The following is a 20,243-nucleotide window of genomic DNA, read 5'->3' as shown; positions in this document are numbered from 1 at the left end:
AACGCATTCCGTTGCGGCGACGCGGCGGACGCTCTATTTCGCCGGCTTGATCGCCTTGGCAAGGATCGCCGCCTGGCGCGGGTCGGTCGGTTTCTCGAAGAACAACTGCCCGGCCTCCTTCGCGGTGATCCGCGCACCCTTGCCGACGAGGTATTCGGCGATGTCCCAGTGGCCGCTGACGAAGGCCATCTTGAGCGGGGTGAACTGCTGCGCGTTGACCGGATCGGGCGCTGCGCCGGCGCTGACGAGCTTCTCGATGATCGGCAGCGGGCAGGACTGCACGGCGCCCATGAGCACGGTATTGCCCTGGGCATCCGTATGCTTGACGTCCGCACCATGCGCGAGCAGCAGGTCGATGACCGCGAGCTGGCGTTCCAGCGGATTCTTCTGCGCGCACGAGACCATGGTCGCCGAGGCCAGCGGCGTCATGCCGGCCGGACCCGCCGTGGTCGCGTCGACACCGGCGTCGATCAACGCCTGCACGACCTCGACCTCGGCGTCGATCAGCGCCCGGTTCATCGCGTCGCCCGAGGCACCGATATTGCGCGCGCGCAGGAATTCCAGCGCGCGCTGCTCCTTCGCCGCGTCCACGGGCTTGGCGATGCCGGGCTTCGCGCCGTGGTTGCCGCGGTTGTCCTTCCAGTCCTGCAGCAGTTCGCCACGGCTCTGGATGAAGCCTGCGCCGTCGCCCTGCGCGGCCTTGGCCAGCGCGATCGCCTCGTCGAAGGCCGCGTCCGAGGCATCCAGGCTGCGCAGCGTCATCAGCGCATCGCCTCGCACGCTCCAGCTGGCATTGCCGCGCGCCACGTCGAGCAGCACGGGCGGCGCATGGGCGACGAGCCAGGCCTTGACCGCGGCCGGACTGCTGCCGCGCGCGTCGCCGAGTTCCTCGATCGCGTCGATGTAGGTCGCCTTGGCCGAGTCGTCCTTGGCCGCGCGCAGGCCGTCGAGCAGCGGCGCGAGATCGCGTGCCGGGTCGACGCTGCCCTGCTCCACGCGCGCTTCGATCTGCGCGACCACGTCCGACGCCGACGGCGCGCGTTTCGCCGCTGCGGCCAGGCTCAGGCACGACAGCGCCGTCGCCAGCAGGATTTGTCTCATCGTTGCTTTCTCCCCAATGTCCACATCAGGCATCGATACGCTTCGAACCGGCTTCCAGGCCGAGCTTGAGGCTGGCCTCGATGTATTCGTCCAGATCGCCGTCGAGCACCTTCTGCGTGTCGGTGCGTTCCACGCCGGTACGCAGGTCCTTGATGCGCGACTGGTCGAGCACGTACGAGCGGATCTGGCTGCCCCAGCCGATGTCGGCCTTGGTTGCTTCGAGCGCATCTTTCTCGGCGTTGCGCTTCTGGACCTCCAGCTCGTAGAGCTTGGCCTTGAGCATCTTCATCGCGCGGTCGCGGTTGGCATGCTGCGAGCGTTCGGTCTGGCAGGCCACGACCACGTTGGTGGGTACGTGCGTGATGCGCACGGCCGATTCGGTCTTGTTGACGTGCTGGCCGCCGGCGCCGGACGAACGATAGACGTCGGTGCGCAGGTCGGCCGGATTGATCTCGATATCGATGTCGTCGTCCACTTCGGGCGCGACGAAGATCGACGAGAACGAGGTATGGCGGCGGTTGTCGGAATCGAACGGCGACTTGCGCACGAGGCGGTGCACGCCGATCTCGGTCTTGAGCCAGCCGTAGGCGTAGTCGCCTTCGACGCGGAACGAGGCGCTCTTGATGCCGGCGACGTCGCCGGCCGAGACTTCCATGAGTTCCGTCTTCCAGCCTTTGTTTTCGCACCAGCGCAGGTACATGCGCAGCAGCATCTCGGCCCAGTCCTGCGCCTCGGTGCCGCCGGCGCCGGCCTGCACGTCGACGAACGCGTTGGACGCATCCATCTTGCCGGAGAACATGCGCTGGAATTCGAGCTTGTCGACCTTCTCGGCGAGGCGCTCGACATCCTCGGACACCGCGATCGCCGTGCCCTCGTCGGCTTCGGCAATGGCCATTTCCAGCAGTTCGGCGGCGCCGTCGAAGCCCTCGATGAGGCTCTTGATGCCGTGCACGATCTTTTCGAGCTGGGCGCGTTCCTTGCCCAGGTCCTGGGCCCGTTGCGGGTTTTCCCAGATGGTCGGACTTTCCAGTTCGCGACTTACTTCTTCGAGGCGCTCGGACTTGATTTCGTAGTCAAAGATACCCCCTAAGCGACAGCACCCGACCCTTGAGGTCGTCGATGCGCGCGGAGATCGGATTGGTTTCGATCATGGCTGCGGCCGGCTATGGACAAAAGAGGCGCAGGATAGCAGGCGCGCCGGGGGTCGTGAATGCGAGCGCCTATAACGCTTCGATATGCCTGACCAGCAGGCGCAGTCGCTCGCGTCCGTTCCATTCGTCGATGCTGAGCTGGAACGCCGCGCGCAGCCTCGGCGGCGGTGGCGATCCGGTATAGCCGCCGAACATCACGGCTTCCAGCGGATCGCGCCGGTCCGCGTGTTGCAAGGTCAGGCGCAGGTGGGTCTGGCCCATGAGCTTCCAGTTGACGAGGCGGAATTCGTCGTCGAACAGCGGCTCGGGAAACGCCTGGCCCCAGGGGCCGGCGAAGCGCAGCTGGCGCGCGAGTTCCAGATCGTAGTCATGCGCGGCGAGGCAGCCATCGGTATGCAGCACCGGTTCGAGCAGGCTTGCATCCAGGCGCCGCCGCGCGACCGCGTCGAACTCGGCGGCAAACTCGGCCAGCCGGCCGGCGGAAAGACTCAGTCCCGCGGCCATCGCATGGCCGCCGAAGCGCGTGAGCAGGCCCGGGTTCCTCGCATCGACCTCGGCCAGCGCATCGCGCAGGTGGAAGCCGGCGATGGAACGTCCGGAGGCCTTGATCTCCTCGCCGCCCTCGTCGGCCGGTGCGCAGGCGATCACGGGACGATGCAGGCGCTCCTTGAGTTTGGAGGCGACCAGGCCGATCACACCGACATGCCAGTCGGGCTCGAACAGCACGACGCCGACCGGCAACGTTGCCGCGCCGTAGCGCGCGAGGTACTGCGCGACCGTGGCCTCGCCCTGCTCCACCATCTGCGCCTGCAACTCGCGCCGCTCGGTGTTGATCGCGGACAGGCGCTCGGCCAGTTCGCGCGCACGCCCGGGCTCATCGCAGAGCAGGCACTCGATGCCCAGGCGCATGTCGTCCATGCGCCCGGCGGCGTTGATGCGCGGACCGAGCGCGAAACCCAGGTCGCTCGCGCACAGCGTTTCCGGCGTGCGCTTGCTCGCCTCGATCAGCGCAAGCATGCCGGCGCAGGCCTGGCGCGCGCGGATGCGGCGCAGGCCGGCCTCCACCAGTACGCGGTTGTTGTAGTCCAGCGGCACGAGGTCGGCGACGGTGCCGAGTGCGACCAGATCGAGCAGCGTCGACAGGTCGGGTTCGGCACGCTGCACGAACCAGCCGTGGTCGCGCAGGCGCGCGCGCAGCGCGAGCAACACGTAGAACATGACGCCGACGCCGGCCAGCGCCTTGCTCGGGAACGCGTCGCCGTCGTGATTCGGATTGACCAGCGCCGCGGCCGCCGGCAGCGAATCGCCGGGCAGATGGTGGTCGGTCACGATGACGGCGATGCCGTGCGCGTTGGCCGCATCCACACCCGCATGCGCGGCAACGCCGTTGTCGACCGTGACGATGAGGTCCGGTCGCTGTGGCAGCAATTCTTCGACCAGCGCAGGGCTGAGTCCGTATCCGTGCGTGAAGCGGTTCGGCACGCGGTAGTCGACATGCAGCGCGCCGAGCAGGCGCAGGCCGCGCACGGCGACGGCCGTGCCGGTCGCGCCGTCGGCATCGAAGTCGCCGACGATGACGATGCGGCGCTGTTCGCGCAGCGCATGTTCCAGCAGCTCGCAGGCGCGCTCCATGCCGCCCAGCTGCTGCGGCGACAGCAGGCGGGCGAGCCGGTGCTCGACGTCCTGCGCGCAGGTGATGCCGCGCGCAGCGAAGATGCGCTGCAGCACCGGATGGATCGCGGCCGACCAGTCGCCCGGCGGCGCGCTCGGCGGGCGGCGCTCGATGCGCCAGCTTCGCATCACGGAGGGCTCAGGCACGCAGCGGTCGCGCGCTACGCCAGAAGCGCCAGCGATGGCCATGCCGATAGATAGCGCGTTCGCCGCTGGCCAGCTGCAGGCGCAGCTCGGACAGCTTGCCGCCGGCCAGCGCGCGTTCCAGCGCCGGCAGCCACTGCGCCGCGAGTGCCGCCAGCGAGGCCGCATCGTCGAGATCGACCAGCGTGTGGCCGTCGAAGCCGGCCAGCGCATCGGGCTGCGGCGCCACCACGGCGCATCCGGCCTGCCGCGCGAGTGCGGCCAGCACCGCATCGCGCGTGAGCACGCGGGCGAGCGGCGTCTTGATCCACTGCGGCAGGCTGCCGGCGCCCCAGAACCACAGGCTGTTGACCGGCAACTGGCCGCGCGCGGCGCGTTGCTGGTTCAGCGGATGGTTGTGCAGCACGATCTGCGCCTCGTTGAGCAGGCTGCGCCAGCGCTTGCCCTCGTTGCCGTCGGGCAGGTGCAGGCGCAGATCGTCGCCGAGGGCCTGGTCCGGCGGCACGAACACCGGCAGCTGCGCGCCGGCCGGTGCGCGCAGATACCAGCGCGACGGAACCGGCGCATCGATCGGAAAGCCGCTGTCGCCGAACAGCGGCTTCAGCGGACGCAGCAGTTCCTGGCAGTCCTCGGCGCTGAGACCGAGTTCGCCGCAGGCGAGCATCCGTGCGGTGGCCATGTCGGCGCGCACGTGCGCCGGGTCGGCGCGCAGCCAGACGTTGTCGCCTGCGTCGCCGCAATCGGCTTGGCGTGTCAATGCAGCGACGGGAATGGTTTTTCCGGCAAACTGGAAAAGTTCACGAATGGCGATGTCGCGTCCGGCGGTGGCAGATGGTGCGGTGTCGCCGCGGGAGAGCCAGCGTGCGATCGGGCCGGCGGCGAGCTGTGCATCGGCAGCCAGCACGCGGCGCGGAGGCAGCAACAGGGTGAGCGTACTCATGCAACTGTCCCGATAGTCGCATGAGCGGACTCGAGTCGGATGTTCCTACCGATTTTCCCGCCGCTCTTTCGGTATGGAAGACCACCATCCCCACCCAACCCTCCCCTTGAAGGGGAGGGCTTGTCATCGCGACACCTGGAATGACGGCTCGCTTTACTCACGATTTTCGCCGATTCGATGTGCCCTCTCCCCTTCAAGGGGGTGAAGGACGATGGTTCAGAGCCGAAGGCTTTCATCGTTCTTCGCGCCCCACGGGCCGGAGAGCTGGGTTGGGGATGGTGTTGCAGTTCTCGCGTCAATCGTACCGAACCGCCATGACCTCGTAGCGCTTCACGCCGTTGGGTGCCTGGAACTCGAACGAATCGCCCTGGCTCTTGCCGATCAGCGCGCGCGCGATCGGTGAGCTGACCGCGATCAGGCGCTGTTTGATGTCGGCTTCGATGTCGCCGACGATCTGGTAGGTGACCTTGTCGCCGGACTCCTCGTCCTCGAGGTCGACGATGGCACCGAACACGATGCGCGTGCCGGCCTGAAGCTTCGACACATCGATGACTTCGGCATAGCTCAGGGTCGCTTCCATTTCCTGGATGCGGCCTTCGACGAAGCCCTGCTGTTCGCGCGCCGCGTGGTACTCGGCGTTCTCCTTGAGATCGCCGTGGGCGCGCGCTTCGGCGATCGCTTCGATGATGCGCGGGCGGTCCACGGTCTTGAGCTTTTCCAGCTCGTCACGCAGACGCTCGGCGCCTTTGAGGGTCAAGGGCGGACGCTTCATGCTTTCAATTCCTTATGCAGCTCTTGCAGGCTGTTGACGCTGCCGTCTCCGCGATAATCCAGCGAATGCAGCAGCGCGCGGGCGCCGGCAATGGTAGTCGAATAGGTGATGCGCTGCTGCAGGGCTTCGCGCCGGATCGAGAACGAATCGGCGATGGCCTGCTTGCCTTCGGTGGTGTTGACGATGAAGACGATCTCGCCGTTCTTGATCAGGTCGACGACGTGGGGACGGCCTTCGATGACCTTGTTGACGCGCCCGCAGTCCACGCCCTGCGCCTTGAGCCAGTCGCTCGTGCCGCTCGTGGCGACCAGCGAATAGCCGCGACGCAGCAGGTCCTGCGCGACCGGCAGCAGGCGCGGCTTGTCCGGATCGCGTACCGACACGAACACCTTGCCCTTGGGCGGCGCGCTGATGTTGGCGGCTTCATGCGCGCGCGCGAACGCCGCGCCGAAGCTGCGGCCCACACCCATGACTTCGCCGGTGGAGCGCATTTCCGGACCGAGGATGGGATCGACGTTCTGGAACTTCAGAAACGGGAAGATCGCTTCCTTCACGGAGTAGTACTCCGGGATCACTTCGCGCGTCGCGTTCTGCGAAATCAGGCTCTGCCCGACCATGCAGCGCGCCGCGATCTTGGCCAGCGCCACGCCGGTGGCCTTGGACACGAACGGCACCGTGCGCGAGGCGCGCGGGTTCACTTCGAGGATGAACACCTTGTCGTCCTGGATCGCGAACTGCGTGTTCATCAGGCCGATGACCTTCAGCTCACGCGCCATCGCGCGCACCTGGTCGCGCATCTGGTCCTGGATTTCCGGCGACAGCGAATACGGTGGCAGCGAGCACGACGAGTCGCCCGAGTGCACGCCGGCTTCCTCGATGTGTTCCATGATGCCGCCGATCAGCACGTTGCCGTCGCTGTCGGCCACGATATCGACGTCGACTTCGACCGCGTTGTCGAGGAAGCGGTCGAGCAGCACCGGCGAATCGTCGGACACGCGCACGGCTTCGGTGATGTATCGCTTGAGATCGGCGTCGGAATGCACGACTTCCATCGCGCGGCCGCCGAGCACATAGCTCGGACGCACGACCATCGGATAGCCGATCTCGCGCGCGAGCGCCATCGCCTGGTCGGCGGTGCGCGCGGTGCGGTTCGGCGGCTGCGCCAGGCCGAGCTTCTGCACCATCTGCTGGAAGCGCTCGCGGTCCTCGGCCAGGTCGATCGAGTCCGGCGAGGTGCCGATGACCGGCGCGCCGTTGGCCTCGAGCGCGCGCGCGAGCTTCAGCGGCGTCTGCCCGCCGTACTGCACGATCACGCCCTTGGGCTTTTCCTTGTCGATGATCTCGAGCACGTCCTCGAGCGTCAGCGGCTCGAAATACAGGCGGTCGGACGTGTCGTAGTCGGTCGAGACGGTTTCCGGATTGCAGTTGACCATGATGGTTTCGTAACCATCCTCGCGCAGCGCGAGCGCGGCATGCACGCAGCAATAGTCGAACTCGATACCCTGGCCGATGCGGTTGGGACCGCCGCCGAGCACCATGATCTTGTCGCGCGTGCTCGGCTGCGCCTCGCATTCTTCCTCGTAGGTCGAATACAGGTACGCCGTCGATGTCGCGAACTCCGCCGCGCAGGAATCGACGCGCTTGTAGACCGGGCGCACGTTGAACGCACGGCGCAGGTGGCGCACGGCGTTCTCGTCGGTGCCGACCAGCGTGGCCAGGCGCGAATCGGAAAAGCCCTTGCGCTTGAGCTGGCGCATGCGGGCCGCGTCGATCGCCGCGAGACCGCGTGATTTCACGTCGGCCTCGGTGCGGATCAGGTCCTCGATCTGGGCGAGGAACCAGCGGTCGATGCGCGTGAGCACATAGATCTCTTCGAGGGAGAGGCCGGCGCGGAAACCGTCGGCGACGTAGAACACGCGCTCGGGGCCGGGCTCCTTCAGCTCGCGCTTCAGACGCGCGACGCTCTCGTCGCTGTCCAGGTCGACGCGGATCGGGGTCAGTCCGTCCTTGCCGGTCTCCAGGCCACGCAGCGCCTTCTGCAGCGACTCCTGGAAGCTGCGGCCGATCGCCATGACTTCGCCGACCGACTTCATCTGCGTGGTCAGGCGCGCGTCGGCGGCGGGGAATTTCTCGAACGCGAAACGCGGGATCTTGGTGACCACGTAGTCGATCGACGGTTCGAACGAGGCCGGGGTCAGGCCGCCGGTGATCTCGTTGCGCAGTTCGTCGAGCGTATAGCCGACAGCGAGCTTGGCGGCGACCTTGGCGATCGGGAAGCCCGTCGCCTTGGACGCGAGCGCAGAGGAACGCGACACGCGCGGATTCATCTCGATGACGACGACGCGGCCGTCTTCGGAATTGACACCGAACTGCACATTGGAACCGCCGGTGTCGACGCCGATCTTGCGCAGCACCGCGATCGACGCGTCGCGCAGGCGCTGGTATTCCTTGTCGGTCAGGGTCTGCGCCGGCGCGACCGTGATCGAGTCGCCGGTGTGCACGCCCATCGGATCGAGGTTCTCGATCGAGCAGACGATGATGCAGTTGTCCGCGGTGTCGCGGACCACTTCCATCTCGAATTCCTTCCAGCCCAGCACCGATTCCTCGACCAGCACTTCGCCGACCGGCGACAGTTCGAGGCCGCGGCTGACGATCTCGACGAATTCCTCGCGGTTGTAGGCGATGCCGCCGCCGGAACCGCCGAGCGTGAACGACGGACGGATGATGGTCGGGAAACCGACCTTGGCCTGCCCTTCCAGCGCCTGTTCCAGCGTGCGTGCGATTTCCGCGCGCGGGCAGTCCAGGCCGATGTCTTTCATCGCGTGGCGGAACAGCTCGCGGTCTTCAGCCATGCGGATGGCTTCGCGCGAGGCGCCAATCAGTTCCACATTGTACTTTTCCAGAATGCCGCGGTCGGCCAGGTCCAGCGCACAGTTCAGCGCGGTCTGTCCGCCCATGGTCGGCAGCAGCGCGTCGGGCTTTTCCTTGGCGATGATGCGCTCGACGGTGTCGGCGTTGATCGGCTCGATGTAGACCGCGTCAGCCGTTTCCGGGTCGGTCATGATCGTCGCCGGATTCGAGTTCACGAGCACGACGCGGAAGCCTTCCTGCTTGAGCGCCTTGCACGCCTGCGCGCCGGAATAGTCGAACTCGCAGGCCTGGCCGATGACGATGGGGCCGGCGCCGATGATCAGGATGGTCTTGAGATCAGTTCTTTTGGGCACTGTCGACTCCGGGTGTCGTGTCGGTCTCGGTGGCGACTTCGATATCGCGCACCGAACTGGAAGGAATGTCGAGCTCGACGCCGCCGTCGCGCGCGCCGAGCCTCAGGCGCAGCGCCGTGCGCGTATAGCGCACCAGCGTGCCGGTACGGCGCGAGCCGAGCTTGGTGCGCACGACGACTTCTTTGCCGACGTGTGCGCCGAGCTGCTCGTAGGAAATGATGTCGATGATGCGCACGCGGCCCTGCGCCGCGACGCCGCCACCGGCCGCGAACAGGCTGGCGCAGCCGAGCAGCGCCAGCGCCGCGCAGCGGCGCACCGAGAAAACGGAGGTCATGCCGCGCAACTCAGGCCGCCGCGCGCTGGCGCGACTGCATCATCTGGATGAACGGGTCGAACAGGCCGGCGACGTCCTGCGGTCCGGGGCTGGCTTCGGGATGTCCCTGGAAGCTGTAGGCCGGCGCATCCGTCAGCGCGATGCCCTGCAGCGAGCCGTCGAACAGCGACCGGTGCGTGGCCTGCACATTGGCCGGCAGCGTGGCCTCGTCGACGGCGAAGCCGTGGTTCTGGCTCGAGATCATCACGCGTCCGGTCGCGATGTCGATGACCGGATGGTTGGCGCCGTGATGACCGAACTTCATCTTCAGCGTGCGTGCGCCGGTGGCCAGGCCCAGCAGTTGGTGGCCGAGACAGATGCCGAATACCGGCAGGCGCGCGGCGATGAAATCGCGGATCGCCGCGATCGCGTAGCCGCAGGGCTCCGGATCACCCGGGCCGTTGGACAGGAACACGCCGTCGGGCTTGAGCGCGAACGCCTCGAGCGCGCTGGTCTGCGCCGGCACCACGGTGATGTCGCAGCCGCGGTCGGCGAGCATGCGCAGGATGTTGTACTTGATGCCGAAATCGTAGGCGACGACGCGGAAGCGGGCCGGCGTACGCGTGAACTGCGTGGTGTCGAGGTCGTAGCTGCCTTCGTTCCAGGCATAGCTCGTCGTGGTGCTGACGACCTTGGCGAGATCCATGCCCTTGAGGCCCGGGAACGCGCGGGCCGCGGCGAGTGCGGCGTCGGCGTCGATGTTCGCGCCAGTGACGATGGCGCCGTTCTGCGCGCCCGTGTCGCGCAGGATGCGGGTCAGGCGGCGCGTGTCGATGTCGCTGATCGCGACGATGCCGTTGCGCCGCAGATAGTCCTGCAGGGTTTCGGTGGAACGCCAGTTGCTCGCGAGCAGCGGCAGGTCGCGGATCACCAGGCCGGCGGCGGCGACGCCGGCGGACTCGACGTCGACGGGATTGCAGCCGGTATTGCCGATGTGCGGATAGGTCAGCGTGACGATCTGCCGCGAATACGAGGGATCGGTCAGGATTTCCTGGTAGCCCGTGAGCGCGGTGTTGAACACCACCTCGCCGGTCGTCGTGCCCTCGACGCCGATGCCGGTGCCGTGGAACAGGCTGCCGTCGGCTAGGGCAAGGAGTGCTGGCAATGTCATGCGGTCGCCTTTTCGGTAGTGGCCCGGCACCGGGGTCTGATTCAGGTGCACGAAAACCCGCGGGCTGGTGTAACCAGTCCGTGGATTGGGCATGAAGGGGTATCGAGGCGAGGCGCGATTTTAGGGCGCGATCCGGGGTGTGTCCACCGCTGCGACGCACAATCCTGCGACGTGCTTCAGGAAACGCGGGCGGTGGCGCACCCCGCGACCGTTTGCCGCGCCGCGCCAGCGCGCGTCGTCCGGCCTACTCGCCGAGGATGTCGTCCATGCCGTAACAGCCGGGCTCGGCGCGCGCGAGTCGCTGCGCCGCGCGCAGCGCGCCGCGCGCGAACAGGTCACGATGGGCCGCGCGGTGCGTGAACTCGATGCGCTCGTCGTCACTGGCGAAAATCACCGTGTGCTCGCCGACCACGTCGCCGCCGCGCAAGGCGTGGAAGCCGATCTCGCCGGGCGGCCGCGCGCCGGCCTGGCCGCTGCGGCCGTGCGCGGCGACCTCGGCCAGGCTCTGGCCGCGGCCTTCCGCGACCGCGTGGCCCAGGCTCAGCGCCGTACCGGACGGCGCGTCGACCTTGCGCCGGTGATGCATCTCGACGATCTCGCAGTCCCACCCCGGCAGCACGCGCGCGGCGAAGCGCGAGAACCGCGTCATCAGCGCGATGCCGAGACTGAAGTTCGACGCCCACAGCACCGGGATATGTGCGGCGGCGCGGCGCAGCGCGGCGTGCTGGGCGTCAGTCAGGCCGGTCGTGCCGCTGATGAACGCGGCCCGGCGCTCCAGCGCCAGCGCCAGCGCGCCCTCGAACGCGTGCGGACCACTGAAGTCGATCAACGCTTCGACACCCACCTCAGGATCCAGCGCCGCGCGGAATTCCAGCTCGCCGGCCTGCGCGCCGAGGATCTGCCGCAGCGGCACATCGACGAGTCCCGAACCCGGCCGCACCAGCGCGGCGGTCAACTCGACGCCGGCCTGCCCCGGCACGGCACGCAGCAGCGCCTGCCCCATGCGGCCGGAGGCCCCATGCACTGCGAGGCGGATCGGGGCGGTGTCGGTCGTCATGTCGTCGGAAGGCCACGGCGGAAAAGCCCGATTCTCGGCCGCGGCGGGGGTTGGCACAACGGGATAAGCGGTGGTGCATGCAGCGGCCACGAGGGCGGGCGACTGCTTGATTGGGCCTTAGGCGCCGTTTGATGCCCCGATGGAAATCTGGAGTTCCCTATCGCGGCCCTCCCTCCGAGCCTTTTGTCGGGGGGAGCGGTGTGCAGCCGAAGCACGAGATGCATCAGGATCGACAGTCGAGAATGCAAAACCGGACTTTGGCATGGGCTTTCGCTGGCTTGTTCAGATCTTGCCCTGCCCCGGATTGCGATACTGAGTTGCTTATCCAGGTACCCGAAAAGCAGAGGGATGATCATTTTTCAGCCTTCTGAGGTAGAACTCAAAAGACAAACGGTCGAACTCGGGAGACGAAATATCTTCATGGTCGGCAAGTATCTGCTCGATCAGCACTGCAGCATATCCAGCCAACCTATCGGCCGTCGATGGGTTGGCATCTCTCTCCCTAAGCCATTTGGCGATAGCATGCTCGATTCTAACGACATAGGGTGCGTCGGGCAACGACGGCTCAAGCGCAGCTAGTGATTGATCCACCTCATCGCCACTAAAGCTAGAACTATAAATTTCACCGCTAAGCAAGAGTGTGCTTAAGAGATAGTGCGACACAATATTGGAATGAAGCTGGCGGGAAACGAGACGTCGGATTTGTTCGTAGTGGGCCACCATACTCGTCGCGCCGGGCGCTGGTCCGGGTACAAGTAACTTTCGCGCTCTGCGAAGATCGTTTGCAGCGTAAGCGACTATATCCGATAGATTTACCATGTAGTCATGCCAGACCACAGATGTCGACCGAACACAGAGTATCGCCGCTGCAACGCCGAGCGCACCACGTTCCGTATAAACGCGGCCGGATTTCAAGCTGCGCTCCAGTTCATCGTGCGCGATAAGATCATCGAGAAGTAAGCCAAGCTCCGCACGTGAGCTTTCGAATCGCTGAGGCGTAGTCAGATCAAACCGGTCTAGCTTCGCCTTAAAAAAACGAGCCTCATGTAGATCGGACGCGGCCATTTCATCTTCGCTTCGAGCCTTGACCCGGTTAAGAATTTCCACCGATCTTCCCGCGAGCGCTCGAGCCTCCTCTAATGCAAATATGCGAGCGGACGCGCACGCCGCAAATAGCGCAGCTTTGGCACCCTTGACGTCATTAAAGGAAAGCTGCAAAGCACCAAGACTACTCTTTACTTGGCTTAGTATATTCTCGTCTAGGAGATCCAAAAATTCAACCGCACTGTATCTACCAATTATCTCAGTGAAATCCGTAAACAAGGGACCAGTTATGCGATTGAAACGGAGGATTGGTCGACTGCCCTTTTTCTGTTTCTCTTTGTAGTTCTTGATCAGCTTGCCGACGATGTTGAATGCAAGATGTCGATTTGATAGTTCCGCGATTACGCTTTGCTGGCGCTCCAGAAAAACTTCACGCCCTTCATTAAGCAGACCAATAAGCTGTGCCGAATCGTCGCTGAGGCGCCCGTTCAGTATGGTCGCGTTAGCACTTACCGCAAGCGAGCTCAGTCTTACCCACTGTCCACTGAATTTTTTCACCCATTCTGCATTTGGGTCGCTCTCACTAGCAGCCTTTTCAATCGCCTGCATGACCGCTTTGTCTTCATAGTTTCTTATTACTGCATCATCAATGTCGGGCATTAAGTCAGGATACGGGCGCTTGCTCCTTGCCTCGATCAAAGGCAGCGCGTCAATCGCCTGACTAATTTCATGGAAGATCGAGCGAGCAGTCTCTGAGTCTGCCCCCCCCTTTAGCTTGCTAAGCTCTGAAGCATTGAGGATTGGGAGATAGTGGGTCGGATGCCTCAGTAAATACAAGGTTCGCTTTGCAGATTCGATGTACCAACTACTATAGGCTCGGTGCATCCGATGACTTCCGGTGATGAGAACGTACGCCCGAGTATCGTCGCTCTCACTATTAAGGGCTATAAGTTGAGCAAGCGCGCGGGCGTCATGCTCAATCAGTTCTAGCTTGTGAGGATCGCGAAGTTCGGCAGGATCACCGGAGCTATGAAGCCTTTTTATCCAGTCGTTTACGACACTTTGCGGTGGCATCAACACATTTTCCGTCATCTCGTGCAATGACTCCGCTCGCGCAATTCTGTCGTTTGAAAACAGTCGGTTGAAGGCGACCACCTGTGCCAAAGCACCCCTTTGCGCTTCCGAAAGCTTCTGAGCGAACCCCTTGGCAATCTCGTCCGCGACAAGAGCGAGCCCGCCTTGTTCTTTGGCCTGCTGTAGCTTTCGCGTCAGTTGATCTTCTCGATGATCTTCTTCGGGAAAGGAGCTAGCACCACGAATAACTGCCCGCAACACGCTATCGATCTCATCACCATGATCAGGTAAAAGGTAAAGCGGCGCGCCCGGAACTTGTCGAGAAAGTTTGCCGCTGCACATCAACTCTGCGGTCAACGTTGCCGTAGACGTGGTGAGGTCTTTATCGGATTTCTGCTCAGGAAACAGCATGACGTACTTGGCCATGCGCTCAGGATTGCTGTAGAGGATGACAACATCTGTGTCGACGAAGTACGTTAAGCTAGGCGGCGGTGGGCTGGTGTCTTTTTGATTGAGCTCAATGATCGCTTTCAGCCGCGAGATACCGAAAAGATAGGATTTCAGGACAGCCCGACTTTCTTGGGAATTGCCTTTTATCATGATCTACTCCGCGCATTTAGCTTCGCAATCCAATCTACACATATCACTACATTATTCCCGGCGCTAGAATAGCTTTCTGACGGACTCGGCTCCGACCTCTTGAACTTAAAACGAATTTTTGGCCATGATTCATTAACAGTCATGGGCCAACCAATAGGCCCCATTTCGACAAAGTCCTGTTCGCTCCGGCACTTCGCGACCAATACATCGATACCTGGTACATTTTCTATCATCCTAGTAGTCAGAATAAGCGGTGCCTCGTCTCCTTCAAAGAGATATGGAAGCATCCAATCCTCCGGGTGCGCCCATGCCTTAAGCCCGTCCTTCAAATCTTTAAGTGGCACGATCTGACAGAAATCAATCAGTAAATCACGCAAGCTAAAACTATTAGGAAACTGTTGGCGAAGGTGCGTGAAGTCGCGCTCAAGGTTGCGCAAATGCTCCACCCAGCGTGGACCAGCTGCCGGTAACGCGAAAACTAGCATTGCCGACGCGAATGACGGACGCCAATCTGGCGACGACCTGAGCTCAATAAAGAACTCCAACAATCTGGGATCGGCCTCATAACAACAGAGATAGTCGACAAAAGCTGAAACTTCGGCCGACCTTTGGTCACTAGAATGAAGCGAGTCGTGGGTACGCGTCCGCCACCATCGCTCAACAAGCTCTCGTAGTCCGGACGGTTTGTAGCGCTTTGCGAGCTTTAAGAGAGCCCGGCGCGCGGTTGGCGAGTCAACGCCGACCCCGCTTTCGAGCCCAAGACGGATGCCCTCACGAAAATTCAGCTTCTCGATAGGCCCGAGCGAATCGTAAAGCGAGTGGAGCGATGCCAGCACACCAAGCTTAGGATCGAGAGATAAGCTCGGGAAGCTATTTAGACCATCGCCAGGAAACTCCAATTGTGCGAAACCAACGCGAAACCACTCTGCAGCTTCATTTTCGTTCATGAACCGGGATCGGACAGGATCGGTCATCTGGCGTCCTTAGGAGAGCCGGCTTGCAAGATTTGCGATGACTAGTTCAATTGTGCGCCCACGCAGGATTGCCACCAAAAACTGTTCATCCGTACAATTTGTATCTTCGCTTGTAGTCTCTGCAAATCTACAGCTCTGTAGACAATCGGCTAAGGACAAGCATGGACTGATCACCTCAGCGGCGCCATCAAAGTTGCTGTCGCCAGCCCGCACTTTCTTCAGGTCCGCTGTGACACCGAATTCCGTGCAATTCCGTGCCGCTTGCGACAACCATCGGGTGTTGCCAAGTGCTTCAAGAAAAGTCGGCGCGCAAACCTGTACCGCCGTACTCGGCAGGTTGAATCGAAACTCGATGAGGGACGAATTTTTTCGTACGGTGCCGAGTCCTAGATAGTCCCGCTTCCGCGAAGCGACGCAATGCCCGAGCTGCAGACATTCGATCTCAAGTGTTTCCCAAGCATTGTCATCAAGTGTTGCCCAGAATATATCGAACTGCTTTCCAAGCGCCGCTCCTTCCCTGAGTCCCTCGCGTGTTTCTATTAGGCGCGCAAGGCGATCATAGTAATGGGTCGGCGCAACAGCGCCGTTTGCTCCAGTCCGCAAACCCAAGAGACCGGCACTCTCGAGGGATTCAGAACTTAGAAGACCGTCATGCCCCTCGTCACAAACGCGCGCTGCAGTCAGTATCGTGAGGAAAGTACGACCGGCGACATTTGGACGAGGAAGGCGGCGGAAGAAGCTGTCCGGCTTCTTCTGAATGATGGCACCCAGAGTTGCGGTGTAGGCGTCTTGATGAGCCGGACTCCAATTGGCCTGAGCGAGAAGGAAGACGTCCCTCACCGTTTTGGGGTCGACGCGACCGCTTTCCGCCATCAGGTCGTCAAGGACATTGACGGCGAGGATTTGCCCAGCACTCGTTTCACAAAGCGCTTCAATAAATGCTTGCAATCGTCGCCTCCTCTGCAATAGCACTGGACCTTGGTCGTTAATCGGTAACGGAACAAGCTGGTGCCAGCCAGGTCCGTTCGTTCGGGAGACTCGTGCCGCTCAGTCGCCGATGACGGACCGCAACCTACGTCACGGCGCTATGTCGCTTCCACCGCCCAACCAAACGTCGCACACAGCGCTTAGAAGTAAGTGCTTCCTACTGCTCCCCGCTCCACCTGTCGCGACGGGGCGCTACCTCTCACTTGATCAACCTGATTGCCGCGATGGAAATCCTGCTACCAAAGCGTGGAAGCGCGATCAGAATCGGAATCCGCGCGCTCGGTCCTGGCGATACCCGATAGTAGAACCGAGCGGCCGCCATACCCAGCGCCGGCTCAAGTAGTGTTGCCGCCGTGGCTGGCGCCGCCGCTTGGGCGGCCCTGCAGTCTCCGTCGCAATCCGTTCCTCCAGGTCCTGTACAAACGCCGGTCGAACCTCCCCAGTCAGCGCCTGATCCGGCTATGCCACTGGATCGCTACACGGCAATCACGGACCAAGCCACATTCCGGGTGATCGAGGACATGAGCCAGCCTTGCAGCGACTTCCCTGTCGGGTGTCGCGTAGTTAATGAACACATCAGCCATTGCTACCCCTTGGCGGCGCGGCGGCCCCAACCATGCCTGTGCCACGATGGCATCAGACCTCCCACGAGTAGCTGGTCACCTCCTGCACAACTTCGCCGCGCTGGGCCTGACGCGGTTACCGGCCGGCACCACGAACGTACCAACCTGTTGCCTGCTCCTGCTGTGCTGTCGCCCGCCCCTCGCCGGTCGGTATCCTGAAACCCCAGCACGGCAAAGCGCGAGGCGCGACATGTGCTACAGCGCCATGGTCTGGCAGGACTACCACGCGTTCACGCGGCGCTTTGGCGCGCGGCTGAGCATCATCGACTTCGTCCGCCTGTTCGAAGTGCGCCAGAACGGCGGCAAGGTCAGGATTCCCAAGGGAATGGAAGCCGCGTTCTCGGATGCCGGCGAGGAAGGCGAACAACGGATCCATGATCTGGTCCGGCGCTACCGCGACCAGCAAGCCAGCACGCACATGGCCGAGCTGATCAAGCAGCGCGAGCGACTGCGTCTCGCGCAGGAAGCACTGGCGCGCAAGCCAACCAAGAAAGCGACCGACGAGATCCGCATCGCTGGCAACAAGGTTGCTGCGGCGCAGCGCAAGATCGCCGACCTCGACCGCACCGACGAGGAGCCGCGCGATTCGCGCATCTACCCCGGCGACTACGCGCCGGTGATGATCATGCAGGGCGGCGAACGCCTGGTCGTGCCGATGCGCTATCAATGCCGCATTGCGGGCAAGCCGGCCAGCTATGACGACCGCTTTCCCGGCACCTACAACGCGCGGCGCGACAATCTGGAAGGATTCTGGCGCGACCTGTTCGGCCGCAGCCACGGCGTGGCCGTCGTGCAGCGGTTCTACGAATACGTCGAACGCATCGGCCCGGACGGCAAACCCTACAACCAGGTCATCGAATTCACGCCCGCCGACGGGCAGGAACTCCTGATCGCCTGCCTGTGGTCCCGCTGGACTGGTCCGGACGGCGAGGAACTGCTGTCCTTCGCCGCGATCACCGACGATCCGCCGCCCGAAGTGATCGCCGCGGGCCACGACCGCTGCATCGTCCCGATCAAGGCCGAGCACCTGGATACCTGGCTATCGCCCGACGCGCACGACCTCGATGTGCTGCACGCCATCCTCGACGACCGCGTGCGGCCGTACTACCAGCATCGCGACGCCGAGTAGCCGTCGCAGCGCATGAGACGCACCTGCGCACAATCCCCCGCACTCACCCGGAGGCGCCATGGAACCGACCCCTGAAGGCAAGCGGCGTTACGCCGACGATGCCGGGCACTATCGCCCGGCGCGTATACCGGAGACCCGCCTCGCCTGCCGCTGCACCGAATCCTGCGCACATCCGTGCCTCGGCCGCTGCGGCTGCGCCGCCTGCCTGGCCGCGTTCGAGGACTGGGATAGTTTTGGACTCCTGCATTCGCAGGACACTGCGTAACCCGGCACCCGGTCAGGCGCGCCGGCTTCACCGAGGCATGATCGCCGTGGCGCACTGACGCGTGTGCCCGAGCGGCTGCTCACCTCGACCCGACCCCGCCGCAGACGCCGCACGTCTTGTCCCGCCCGCGACGCTTCTTGTCCCGCGTACCGCACGAAAAGTCCGGCGCGCGGGGCTTTTTGCGTCAACGGTGAGACTTTTTGAGCGAAGCTCCGCCCTTTTTGCGCGGCGCGTGACGCCTTTTCCGCCTCGGGCCACCCGAAAACCGCAGCGCGTGGCGCAAAAAGCGCCAACGCCGGCACTTTTTGTCCCGCGCGCGGGACATTTTTCGCGACGGCCGGGACATTTATCGCCAAGCGCGGGACATTTCGTGTGGCGCTTGCGGCTTTTTCTGCCGGTGTCGGCGCGATTGGTCACGAGGCCGGCCGAGGCGTCTTGAAGTGCCAGGGCTGAGGTCCCGTCCGCGTCGTCGCGCGCCGAACCCGGCGCGCCAGCGGCGCAGCCGGCGCAGGCGACCGATCGCCGCGAACGTCAATAGCGCCGACGCGCGGGTGGATTGCGCTCGAACCGATGATCTGCGCCGCGCCAGCCATGGGTCGCGGATAGCGATGGCGACCCACTTCGCTCACGACCGGCGCGGGCCAACACCGGCAACGCCAAGATAGCGATGACGCAAGCTGGCGCTACCACGCGAACGACACATCACGCTCCCAGCTCACCTCATCGGCCGAGGTGTTCATACGCCGCAGCTCGATAGTGACCGGCGCATTTTTCGGCAGATCTACCGCACTGTCGATGGACAAGGTCTGATGGTTCCTGATGCCCCAGTTCGGCCCGTTCTTGCGGACAGGTGCCTGCCCCGTGACGCGCAGTTCCAGGTTCTGATCCGCGTTGGCTTCACCGGGACGCACGCAGGTATAGCGTGCGGTCACGCGGAGCTTGCCCTTGCCCGGCGAGACGTATGCATACGTCTCGATCGCCCATACGCCTTCTGTTGTTTGGCCGAGCAACGCAATGTGTTCCTCTTGCATGGCGATTCCCCGTGAGCACCGGTTGTGTGCCCTGCATCAGTGCGCCGAGCAAGACCAACCTCGCACCGGAGTCACCCAGGCCGCCGCCAGCACCCGAACCGGCGGCCACGCAGGAAGTCCACGAAACGCCGGAGCGGCACAGCGCCGCTCCGGCAAACGCGCGAACCTTACGGTCCCTTGCTCTCCCGCGCTTCCAGCAACCCGCGCACATCGCGCGAGAGGATGGCCACGGCTTCGAAGATCCCGCTGGGCGAGTGCGAATGCGGCGCCTCGAACTCGGCGTCCGCGATGGTTTCGCTAAGCTCCTGGATCGCCGCGAGCCGCGTCATGATCTCCACATCCAGCGCCTCACGGTGCTCACGCGAGTCGAGGACGTACGCGAACATCACCGGGTGATCCCCGCGCGCGTCGAGGCGCATCGGATGAAACGAGCCGGTATAAGTAGTCATGGCGCGCGCCTCCCATTCCCGGGAACAACGCGACCGATACCGACGATGCAACCCGGCGAACGCCGATTGCCAAAGCACACAGACCGAATATCCATGGACAACTCCCTTTGCGTGGAGTCGCCACCCCGAATAGTGGAAAAAGGGTGGCGAACGGTGTGCGGGTTGGCAGACCGGCTCAAGGACCGGCGAGCCTTGCGGCTCCCCGCGCACCGTCCGCCAGAAATCGGCAGACGACGCCGCACGAATTTCGGGCGTAAAAAAACGCCGGTATTCGATACGGCGCTGTGTGCGCCTTGAGATAGGGCTGCCAAGCCCGGTTGCCGAATTGGCGGCAACGCTCGGATTGTCTACCTCGTTGCGGGCGGCGTCAAGGGTGTGGATTTGTCCCATGTGCACGCGCCAGGCGTCCTCCCGCGCGCCCTGCTGAGCCTGGATGACCGACTTCCTTTCCATTGGATGTCGCTCGCTATATCAACCGCAATTAGCAAATTGCCGGCCAACGCAGGCTCGGCGAGAGGTCACT

General features: G+C 63.6%; 16 protein-coding genes. 2 read left to right on the top strand and 14 right to left on the bottom strand.

Features of this window, described 5'->3' with window-relative positions; all coding sequences use genetic code 11:
* Positions 1-33 precede the first annotated feature (33 nt).
* The 12 genes from RUU78_RS18190 to RUU78_RS18135 all read right to left on the bottom strand — a co-directional run bounded on the left by RUU78_RS18190 (position 34) and on the right by RUU78_RS18135 (position 16,184).
* Positions 34-1,101 carry an ankyrin repeat domain-containing protein gene (locus RUU78_RS18190; RefSeq protein ID WP_313918892.1) on the bottom strand — a complete coding sequence of 356 codons (1,068 nt, stop codon included), beginning with the start codon at positions 1,099-1,101 and terminating at the stop codon, positions 34-36.
* 25 nt (positions 1,102-1,126) lie between these two features.
* Positions 1,127-2,252, bottom strand: a protein-coding gene (prfB, locus tag RUU78_RS18185; protein ID WP_313918891.1) for a peptide chain release factor 2 whose coding sequence is annotated in 2 segments (ribosomal slippage) — positions 1,127-2,176 and positions 2,178-2,252 — 1,125 coding nt in all. Because the reading frame shifts where the segments join, the coding sequence is not laid out codon by codon here.
* 69 nt (positions 2,253-2,321) lie between these two features.
* Positions 2,322-4,052 carry a single-stranded-DNA-specific exonuclease RecJ gene (gene recJ, locus RUU78_RS18180; protein WP_313918949.1) on the bottom strand — a complete coding sequence of 577 codons (1,731 nt, stop codon included), beginning with the start codon at positions 4,050-4,052 and terminating at the stop codon, positions 2,322-2,324.
* A 10-nt stretch (positions 4,053-4,062) separates the two neighbouring features.
* On the bottom strand, positions 4,063-5,007 hold the full coding sequence (locus RUU78_RS18175; RefSeq protein WP_313918890.1) for a phosphoglycerate mutase: 945 nt from the start codon (positions 5,005-5,007) through the stop codon (positions 4,063-4,065).
* A gap of 295 nt (positions 5,008-5,302) precedes the next feature.
* The gene (gene greA / locus RUU78_RS18170) at positions 5,303-5,779 is read right to left on the bottom strand and encodes a transcription elongation factor GreA (RefSeq protein WP_313918889.1); all 477 of its coding nucleotides are present in this window, start codon (positions 5,777-5,779) and stop codon (positions 5,303-5,305) included.
* Positions 5,776-9,003 (bottom strand): carbamoyl-phosphate synthase large subunit, encoded by a 3,228-nt coding sequence (carB, locus tag RUU78_RS18165; protein ID WP_313918888.1) that lies wholly within the window; start codon positions 9,001-9,003, stop codon positions 5,776-5,778. The genes greA and carB overlap by 4 nt, the downstream gene beginning before the upstream one ends.
* The gene (locus tag RUU78_RS18160; protein ID WP_313918886.1) at positions 8,987-9,337 is read right to left on the bottom strand and encodes a hypothetical protein; all 351 of its coding nucleotides are present in this window, start codon (positions 9,335-9,337) and stop codon (positions 8,987-8,989) included. The genes carB and RUU78_RS18160 overlap by 17 nt, the downstream gene beginning before the upstream one ends.
* A gap of 10 nt (positions 9,338-9,347) precedes the next feature.
* A complete protein-coding gene (gene carA / locus RUU78_RS18155; protein ID WP_313918885.1) occupies positions 9,348-10,487 on the bottom strand; it encodes a glutamine-hydrolyzing carbamoyl-phosphate synthase small subunit in 1,140 nt (379 codons plus the stop codon).
* Positions 10,488-10,731: 244 nt separating this feature from the next.
* Complete coding sequence (dapB, locus tag RUU78_RS18150; RefSeq protein WP_313918884.1) at positions 10,732-11,544, bottom strand: 4-hydroxy-tetrahydrodipicolinate reductase; 813 nt, start codon at positions 11,542-11,544, stop codon at positions 10,732-10,734.
* A gap of 321 nt (positions 11,545-11,865) precedes the next feature.
* Entirely contained in the window at positions 11,866-14,262 is a 2,397-nt protein-coding gene (locus RUU78_RS18145) for a hypothetical protein (protein WP_313918883.1), read from the bottom strand.
* Complete coding sequence (locus RUU78_RS18140; RefSeq protein ID WP_313918881.1) at positions 14,259-15,209, bottom strand: hypothetical protein; 951 nt, start codon at positions 15,207-15,209, stop codon at positions 14,259-14,261. Before RUU78_RS18140 ends, RUU78_RS18145 begins: the two co-directional genes overlap by 4 nt.
* 36 nt (positions 15,210-15,245) lie before the next feature.
* Complete coding sequence (locus tag RUU78_RS18135; RefSeq protein ID WP_313918879.1) at positions 15,246-16,184, bottom strand: hypothetical protein; 939 nt, start codon at positions 16,182-16,184, stop codon at positions 15,246-15,248.
* 852 nt (positions 16,185-17,036) lie between these two features.
* Here RUU78_RS18135 and RUU78_RS18130 point away from each other — a divergent pair.
* Both RUU78_RS18130 and RUU78_RS18125 read left to right on the top strand, forming a co-directional pair.
* Positions 17,037-17,975 carry an SOS response-associated peptidase family protein gene (locus RUU78_RS18130; RefSeq protein ID WP_313918877.1) on the top strand — a complete coding sequence of 313 codons (939 nt, stop codon included), beginning with the start codon at positions 17,037-17,039 and terminating at the stop codon, positions 17,973-17,975.
* 58 nt (positions 17,976-18,033) lie between these two features.
* On the top strand, positions 18,034-18,240 hold the full coding sequence (locus RUU78_RS18125) for a hypothetical protein (RefSeq protein ID WP_313918876.1): 207 nt from the start codon (positions 18,034-18,036) through the stop codon (positions 18,238-18,240).
* A gap of 683 nt (positions 18,241-18,923) precedes the next feature.
* Here RUU78_RS18125 and RUU78_RS18120 read toward each other — a convergent pair.
* Both RUU78_RS18120 and RUU78_RS18115 read right to left on the bottom strand, forming a co-directional pair.
* On the bottom strand, positions 18,924-19,271 hold the full coding sequence (locus RUU78_RS18120; protein WP_313918874.1) for a hypothetical protein: 348 nt from the start codon (positions 19,269-19,271) through the stop codon (positions 18,924-18,926).
* 167 nt (positions 19,272-19,438) lie between these two features.
* Positions 19,439-20,173, bottom strand: coding sequence for a hypothetical protein (locus RUU78_RS18115; protein WP_313918872.1), 735 nt, complete (start codon positions 20,171-20,173; stop codon positions 19,439-19,441).
* Positions 20,174-20,243: the final 70 nt, after the last annotated feature.

The organism is Tahibacter sp. (genome assembly GCF_032229445.1).
Lineage (GTDB): Bacteria > Pseudomonadota > Gammaproteobacteria > Xanthomonadales > Rhodanobacteraceae > Tahibacter.
This window is presented reverse-complemented; position numbering and strand designations above follow the sequence as displayed.

Bases quoted from the DNA above. Each gene is read 5' to 3' on its own strand.
- RUU78_RS18130 (WP_313918877.1), top strand. From the start codon at position 17,037: ATGTGCTACAGCGCCATGGTCTGGCAGGACTACCACGCGTTCACGCGG.
- RUU78_RS18115 (WP_313918872.1), bottom strand. From the start codon at position 20,173: ATGGAAAGGAAGTCGGTCATCCAGGCTCAGCAGGGCGCGCGGGAGGAC.
- RUU78_RS18145 (WP_313918883.1), bottom strand. From the start codon at position 14,262: ATGATAAAAGGCAATTCCCAAGAAAGTCGGGCTGTCCTGAAATCCTAT.
- carA (WP_313918885.1), bottom strand. From the start codon at position 10,487: ATGACATTGCCAGCACTCCTTGCCCTAGCCGACGGCAGCCTGTTCCAC.
- RUU78_RS18190 (WP_313918892.1), bottom strand. From the start codon at position 1,101: ATGAGACAAATCCTGCTGGCGACGGCGCTGTCGTGCCTGAGCCTGGCC.
- RUU78_RS18160 (WP_313918886.1), bottom strand. From the start codon at position 9,337: ATGACCTCCGTTTTCTCGGTGCGCCGCTGCGCGGCGCTGGCGCTGCTC.
- recJ (WP_313918949.1), bottom strand. From the start codon at position 4,052: ATGCGAAGCTGGCGCATCGAGCGCCGCCCGCCGAGCGCGCCGCCGGGC.
- RUU78_RS18125 (WP_313918876.1), top strand. From the start codon at position 18,034: ATGGAACCGACCCCTGAAGGCAAGCGGCGTTACGCCGACGATGCCGGG.
- greA (WP_313918889.1), bottom strand. From the start codon at position 5,779: ATGAAGCGTCCGCCCTTGACCCTCAAAGGCGCCGAGCGTCTGCGTGAC.
- RUU78_RS18120 (WP_313918874.1), bottom strand. From the start codon at position 19,271: ATGCAAGAGGAACACATTGCGTTGCTCGGCCAAACAACAGAAGGCGTA.
- dapB (WP_313918884.1), bottom strand. From the start codon at position 11,544: ATGACGACCGACACCGCCCCGATCCGCCTCGCAGTGCATGGGGCCTCC.
- RUU78_RS18140 (WP_313918881.1), bottom strand. From the start codon at position 15,209: ATGAACGAAAATGAAGCTGCAGAGTGGTTTCGCGTTGGTTTCGCACAA.
- RUU78_RS18175 (WP_313918890.1), bottom strand. From the start codon at position 5,007: ATGAGTACGCTCACCCTGTTGCTGCCTCCGCGCCGCGTGCTGGCTGCC.